Annotated in this window: 1 protein-coding gene; it reads right to left on the reverse strand. The window is 80.9% G+C overall.

What is annotated here, in order from left to right; all coding sequences use genetic code 11:
- Positions 1 to 471: glycosyltransferase family 9 protein (locus BZY54_RS48935; protein WP_425276402.1), on the reverse strand; the 471-nt coding region annotated here is incomplete at its 3' end.
- Between the last annotated feature and the right edge of the window lie 209 nt (positions 472 to 680).

Raw genomic sequence — 680 nt, forward strand, 5'->3', positions numbered from 1 at the left:
GTCGGCGGGGACGCCGTACCAGCGCAGCAGCCGGCACCAGCGGTCCCGCTCGTGCTCGTCGGCGTACCAGGGCGGCCCGTCGATGCCGGGGGTCTCCCGGTGCGCGAAGGCGAACAGCCGCCGGGGGCCGAGCTCCGCGAGGAGCCGGTGGCTGGGCGGCCCGTTGCCGTGCAGGTCGACGGCGACGTCCGGGGGCGGGCCGGTCCAGTGGAGGGCGGCCGGTACTGCGCGGCCGGGCGCGGAGGCGGGCAGCAGCCGGTCGACGGCGCCCGTCGCCGCGGCGAGCGGCCCGAGTTCGGCGGGCGCGGCGAGCACGATCTCGTGCTCGGGGAAGGCCCGCCGAAGGGCCCGTAGCGCCGGAACCCCAGCCAGCAGATCCCCCAGCCCGAGCGCCCGGAGCACCAGCAGCCGGCGCACACCGGCCGCCTCGGACCCGGCCCCGCCCGCGGATTCGCCGCCGGCCACCGGCACGCCGGCCCCACCCGAGCCCGCGACTGCGCCTGCCTGGCGACCGGCCTCGCCCGAGCCCACGGCTGCGCGCGCCCGCCCGGCGCCGTCCGAGCCGCCGAGACGGACGGACGGCCCTCCAGCCGCGCCCACGACTGCGCGCGCCCGGTCCCCGGCCCCGTCCAAGCCACCAAGGCGAGCAGGCGAGCCCCCTCCACCGCGCAGGCGAGCGG

The organism is Streptomyces carpinensis (assembly GCF_002154505.1).
Lineage (GTDB): Bacteria > Actinomycetota > Actinomycetes > Streptomycetales > Streptomycetaceae > Streptomyces > Streptomyces carpinensis.